The sequence below is a fragment of the uncultured Romboutsia sp. genome, assembly GCF_958366745.1.
Classification (GTDB): domain Bacteria; phylum Bacillota; class Clostridia; order Peptostreptococcales; family Peptostreptococcaceae; genus Romboutsia; species Romboutsia timonensis.
In genome coordinates this window covers 1-6,662 of record NZ_CATXCO010000133.1, presented here as the reverse complement: position 1 = coordinate 6,662, position 6,662 = coordinate 1, and the positions used below count along the sequence as shown (strand labels likewise).

At 27.0% G+C, this 6,662-nt stretch carries 6 protein-coding genes; 3 read left to right on the top strand and 3 right to left on the bottom strand.

Features of this window, described 5'->3' with window-relative positions:
• From Q5F54_RS09185 to Q5F54_RS09175, 3 genes are all read left to right on the top strand, one after another.
• On the top strand, nt 1-1,068 hold a 1,068-nt coding region (locus Q5F54_RS09185), incomplete at its 5' end, for a nuclease domain-containing protein (protein WP_302334287.1).
• A gap of 106 nt (nt 1,069-1,174) precedes the next feature.
• Entirely contained in the window at nt 1,175-2,026 is an 852-nt protein-coding gene (locus tag Q5F54_RS09180) for an Rpn family recombination-promoting nuclease/putative transposase (RefSeq protein ID WP_288526398.1), read from the top strand.
• A gap of 163 nt (nt 2,027-2,189) precedes the next feature.
• Complete coding sequence (locus tag Q5F54_RS09175) at nt 2,190-2,636, top strand: hypothetical protein (RefSeq protein ID WP_302334286.1); 447 nt, start codon at nt 2,190-2,192, stop codon at nt 2,634-2,636.
• Between the two features lie 84 nt (nt 2,637-2,720).
• On the opposite strand, the gene epsC is transcribed toward Q5F54_RS09175, so the two are convergent.
• The 3 genes from epsC to Q5F54_RS09160 all read right to left on the bottom strand — a co-directional run bounded on the left by epsC (nt 2,721) and on the right by Q5F54_RS09160 (nt 6,542).
• Nucleotides 2,721-3,263: a serine O-acetyltransferase EpsC gene (gene epsC / locus Q5F54_RS09170; protein WP_302334285.1), complete on the bottom strand. Its 543-nt coding sequence runs from the start codon at nt 3,261-3,263 to the stop codon at nt 2,721-2,723.
• A 221-nt stretch (nt 3,264-3,484) separates the two neighbouring features.
• Entirely contained in the window at nt 3,485-5,101 is a 1,617-nt protein-coding gene (locus Q5F54_RS09165; RefSeq protein ID WP_288247855.1) for an amidohydrolase, read from the bottom strand.
• Complete coding sequence (locus Q5F54_RS09160; protein WP_288247856.1) at nt 5,082-6,542, bottom strand: sodium:alanine symporter family protein; 1,461 nt, start codon at nt 6,540-6,542, stop codon at nt 5,082-5,084. Before Q5F54_RS09160 ends, Q5F54_RS09165 begins: the two co-directional genes overlap by 20 nt.
• Nucleotides 6,543-6,662: the final 120 nt, after the last annotated feature.

The following is a 6,662-nucleotide window of genomic DNA, read 5'->3' as shown; positions in this document are numbered from 1 at the left end:
AAAAGGTTAGAGCTATTTTATAATAAACAGTACAACAAACTTCCAACAACAAACCAAAGACCAGATACAGTACTTTGTTTAAAGGGTGTCGGGAAAACCGACAGGGTATATATATTTGATGCTAAGTATAGAATCTATGTTGATAAAAGTGGAAATATATGCCCTATGGAAGATGATATAAATATTATGCATAGATATAGAGACTCTATAGTAAGCAAAAGTAGCATAAATAATAGTTTTAAATATGAATCAGTTGGAGCTTATGTAATGTTTCCTTGTAGTGATGAAAAAACATTTGAGGAGAATAAATATTACAAAAGTATAGAGAAAGTTAACATAGGAGCACTTCCTATGCTTCCAGGATCAACTTCACTTATGAAAAAGCATTTATGTGATATCATAAATGAATCATATATGGAAGCTATAAATAACAACCCTGTATTTGATGAAGAAGATGATTATTATAAGTTTAAGAATAAAAATGTAATGATAGTTAATACAAAAGATAAAAATCACTTTGATGTTTATAAAGAAAATAGATTTTATCATATACCTAAAAAATCATTATCGAAGCTAAATATTGGAGTTGAGTATTTGGCCTTTTATCAACCAATTGATAAGTCAAATTCAAGTAATAAGTTTAATAATGACTTTGGCATAGAGTATTATGCAAAAATTAAAGATTATTATGAGTATGAAAGAGGAAGTTGTAAAGAACTTAAGTGTGATAATGGTAAAGAAAATGACATTTATTTAAGATTTGAACTTGATGAATTAAAAAAGGTAGGACCTATTCATAGAGTTGAGTATGGTATAAGAACTTTAAATTATACAACCTTATATTTGTTAAAAACAGCTACTACAATGCATGAGCTTTATTTAAGTAGTAGAAGAGAAATAGATGTTTATAAGATACTTAAAAAGATTAGTAAGGATAAAAATATAAATCTTAGAAAAGAAAATGATGGATTTTATATAGGTAGTGATTTTGTTAAAGTATTAGATAATGGTGATATAAAGTTAAGTAGAAATAAAGTTAGTATTAAAGATATACTATATATAAATTAGTTCTACAAGGTATCGTAATTATATTTAAATAGTGAATTGTTAATAAATTTAAGATAGGATATAATTATTTATATCATAATAAATAAACTCAAAGAGAGGGAATATAATGCAAAGATTGAGACCGCTGAATGACTTTATTTTCAAAAAATTATTTGGAGAAACTGAAAATATAGATAACTTAAAATCTTTCTTAAATGCAGTTTTAAATAAAGATAAAACTCAAGAATTAGTAGAATTAGAAATAATAAATGAAAAAGAGCTAACTACAGATAATATACAAGATAAAAAAGGAATAATAGATGTACTAGCAAAAACTTCAGATGGAACTAATATAAATATAGAAGTACAGTTAACAAATCAAGATAATATGGATAAGAGAACTTTATTTTATTGGTCTAGAATTTATAGTAGAAGTATTGTTAAAGGCGAGGATTATAGTAATTTAAATAAAGTAATCACTATAAATATATTAGATTTTAATTATATAGAGCTAGAAAAATATCATACAACATTTACACTAAGAGAAAATGATAATACAGAATATAAATTAACAGATATATTAGAACTTCATTTTATAGAAATGCCTAAGTTCAAAAAGATTGAAAATAAAAATCTAGAAGAAGATAAATTACAGAGATGGATGATGTTTTTAAGAAATGATATATCACAAGAGGAATTGGAGGTGCTTATAAATATGGATAAAGATATAAAAAAGGCAGAAGAAAAGCTAGAATATTTAAGTAGTGATCCAGTAACTCAAGAATTATATTTTGAGAGAGAAAGAGCCCTACATGAAAAAGCCAATTTGATTAACACAGGAATAAAACAAGGAATAAAACAAGAAAAAATAGAAATGGCTAGAAAATTATTACAAAATAACTTTTCAGTACAGATGATAGTTGAATTAACAGAACTTACAGAAGAAGAAATAAATGAAATAAAATTAGAATTACATTAAAAAGGTTGCTAGTAAAGGCAACCTTTTTTGTAATAAGTAAATTTATTTTTACATTATAATGTTAATATGCTTATTTATAACTTATAAAGTTTATCTTAGAAAATAAAATATTAAATGATATAATATTTAGATGAAAACATAACACTTAATATGGGGGACATAAATGATAGACTATACAAAAATAATAAAACTACTTATAGACATAACGTTAATTCTTTTTACTTTAGGATTAATTAGTAAAATAAAAATAATATTTGCACCTATAAAAGTAAAACTATTTATACATATTACAAATTTTATGGAAGATACTTTAGATAACTATTACAATAAAAATGTTATATATGAATATCTAGAAAAAGAGTTTAGTTTAGAGCAAAATGAAAATGGCGAGTATGATTTTACGATCAAACAGATGGAAAAAGCTATTAAGAAAAATGAAAAAAACTTAAATATAGATGAACAGAAGTATTTTAATTTTGTAATGAATACAGGTATTATTAACATAATTGATTGGTGCAATAAAAAAAGTATTAAATTAGCACTTAAGATATATTTTGTATGTATTTGTCTTGCAGCAGGGCAGGCATCTATAGATCGTTTTTATAAATAAAAATATTACTGGAACTTAAAAATTCCAGTAATATTAAATAATTCTATTTACCTATTTATTAACCTTAAATACTTTTAATACTATCTAACAATCAGATAATATACTTTTGCTATTAGGTCTCTTAACTATTCTACCTTCAGTACCAACAACAGTGCATCCATCAGGAATACTTTTTAAAACTACGGAATTAGCACCAATTTTAACATTATTTCCAATTTCTATAGATCCGAGAAGCTTAGCACCAGCACCAATTACAACACCATCTCCAATAGTAGGATGTCTCTTACCAGTTTCTTTACCAGTACCACCTAAAGTAACTCCATGATAAATAGTAACCTCATTTCCTATAATAGCAGTTTCACCAATAACTATACCTGCACCATGGTCTATAAATAAAGTTCCATTTATTTGAGCACCAGGATGTATTTCTATATTAGTAAAAAATCTAAAAATTTGAGATACTAATCTAGCACTAAAAAATAGATCTTTCTTATATAAAAAATTAGAAATTTTATGACCAATCACTGCATGTAATCCAGGATATAAAAGAAGTACCTCAAGTTTACTTTTTGAAGCTGGATCATTTTTCATAATAAAATCTATAGTATCATTTATCTCTTTAATCATATATATCACCTTTCAACTACTTTTATTAATTATTAATTACTATAATTTAATTATAGAGAACATTAAATAACAAATAAATGGTTAAACGTAACTGAAAGATTGCAAAAAGTGCTATTAAATAAAATCAAAAATACCCTGTCAAAACTTAAACAGGGTATTTTGAGCAACGGATGTATCCAAAATGCTTCGCCGACACGTCGCTCAAGCAAAGCGAATTTTTGTTAACTTAAACTATATACACACTTACCATCTAAGAAAGTATTTAAAACCTTAACATCTTTTATTTTATTAACATCGATATCTAAAAGATTATCACTTAACAATACAAAATCAGCATCCTTACCAACAGCTATATCACCTTTTATATCTTCCTCAAAAGAAGCATAAGCACCATTTCTTGTGAAAGAAAGTATTGCATCTTTAACACTAAGTGCTTGATTAGGTAAAAATGGACCTTTACCATCTAAAGTTTTTCTAGTAACAGCACAGTAAATTCCATTAAGTACATTAGGTAACTCAACAGGGCAGTCAGACCCATTACTCATAGTAGTTTCATTAAATAAAGTATTAAAGTTATAGCTAGTTTTAGCTCTATCAACTCCAATTCTATCCTCAACTATATTAATATCATAATCTAAAAATATAGATTGAACATAAGCATGAAGATTTAAATCTCTAAATCTATTTAGTAAATCACTAGTTGTTAACTGACAATGAACAACACCATGTCTATGATTATCTCTTAGATATTTATCTAAAGCTTTTTCTATAGAGTTAACAACCATATCCATAGCCTTATCTCCTATGGCATGTATAGCTACCTGCATATTGTTTTTGTGAGCAATTTCAACCATTTCATCAAATTGTTCTTGAGTATAAGTACATATTCCAAAAGTACTATTATCATCAGAATAAGGTTCATTTAAATAAGCAGTTCTAGCTCCTAACGACCCATCACCTAATAATTTAAGTGGTCCTATTTTAAAATAATCATCACCAACACCTGTAGTGTATCCTTTAGATAAAAAGCTTTCTAATTCCTCTTTTTGTGCAAGTTGTGCTTGTTCATATATTTTTACAGTAAGTTTTTCTTCATTTGCAAGTTCTTTGTATGCATTTATTATTACTTCATAGTCAACACCAGGAAATACTATAAAGTCATCAGTTTGAGCAGAAGTAACCCCGTAAGAGTTTAGACTTTCACATGCTTTTAATATCATATTTTTTATATCTTCCTTATCTGGTTTTGGTATTTTATTATAGATTAAATTAAGAGCATTTTCTCTAAATATACCATTAGGCTCATTATTTTCATCTATATCAAATTGGCCACCTTCAATTTGTAAGGTATTTTTATTTATACCAGCTAATTCTAGTGCTTTTGAGTTTACAACACAAACATGACCGCAAGCTCTTATTATACATATTGGATATTCAGTTGAAATTTCATCTAAGTCATCTTTAGTTGGAAATCTATTGACATCATTAAAGTAGTCGTGGTTCCAACCTCTACCACAGATCCACTCATTTTCTCTTAATTTATTAGAGTTTATATATTCTTTTATTGCATTTTTCATTTCTTCTAAAGAAGAAGTTTTTCTAGATAAATTTATCATTTTTAAAGAATATCCATAACCTAAAACATGCATGTGAGAATCATTAAATCCAGGGCATACAAACTTTTCATCTAAGTCTATTAATTTAGAGTTTTCATCTTTATATTTAAGAGCTTCTTCATTATTTCCTACATATATAAATTTCTTATTTTCAACTACAAATGCTTGTTGAAGATTTTCATCTCCTGTGAATACTTTTCCATTATAATAAATATGCGTCATCTTTCTCTCCTTTTATATCCTCATAAAATAACTTTGTATTTTTATCTACTTTACCTACACCTAAATATCTTGCTTTGTAATCTTTTAACAGTACAAAATATTGCTTAGATAATACTAATAAAACCAATACGTTTACAAAAGTAGGTATACCACTTGTTATATCAACAAATGTCCATATACTTATATCTCCAACATAAAGGATATATGAAGTCATTAAAAGCCCAGGTAGAGGATAGAAGTATTTAAATATTTTAAGTACTGTATTTTTTAATTTTATATTTTTATTACATAAATGTCTTAATACAACTTCATAATATACATACCATCCAGATGAAGTTGTAAGACCAAATACTAACATAGTTATAGTTAAGAAGTAAGTACCAAATACACCTAAGCCTGTAGAAAATGCATTAAGTGTTAAAGTAGCACTTTCAACACCACTAGACCATTCACCAGTAACAATTACAACTAAAGAAGTGATAGTACATACTATAAAAGTATCAACAAATACTTCAAAAGAACCCCATAGACCTTGCTCAACAGGATGAACTGTTTGACTTGAAGCATGAACCATTGGAGAAGTTCCCCAACCAGCTTCATTAGAGTATACACTTCTTGCCATACCTGTAGATATTACCTTGGAAATAGTTGCACCAACAAATCCACCAACAGCAGCAGTTCCAGTAAAAGCTCCTTTAAATATTAGCATAAAGCTTTGTGGTATATTTTTATAATTTATAAATATTATTACTAATCCAAAAACTAGATAACTTATGCTCATTATTGGAATAAGTTTAGTAAATATTTTTCCTAAGTATTTCATACCTTTACAAATCATTAGGTATGTACATATAACAATTAATAAACTAGCCACCATTTGATTAATGTTAAATGTAGAAGCTACAACTTCAGAAATAGTATAGTTACTTGCAGTTATAAAGAAAGTAGAGAATATTCCAAAACCAAATACTGTTGCAAGTACTTTCCAATATTTAAAATTTCTTTCTTCTCCTAAACCTCTTTCCATATAATAAGTAGGACCACCATAAGGATCTCCATTTTCATCTTTTTTTCTATAGTAAACAGCTAAAGTTACTTCAACTTGTTTTAAAATCATACCTAAAAAAGCAGTAATCCACATCCATAAAGTAGCACCAGGACCTCCCATTGCTATAGCTGTTGCAACACCAGCAATATTACCAAAACCAACAGAACCACCTATTGCAGTAGATACTGCTTCAAGTGGACTAAGTACACCTTCTGCATTATTTTCATCTTGTTTTTTAAATATTTTACCTAAAGTTTGCTTCATAATATAGTTAAAATACCTAATTTGAAAAAACTTTGAACCAATTGTAAAATATAAACCTGTGCCTAACATTAATATTATCAGAGGAGGACCCCAGATAAAATCATTTAAAGCATTAATAAATTGCGACATGAAAATACCCCCTATTTTTTTTATAATGTAAATAGAGGTTTAATAAAAAGACCTGAAAGGCCTTTAAAATCCTAGGTTTAAATTATAATAGCTCCACCACTTAAAAAAGTGAGAGTACTT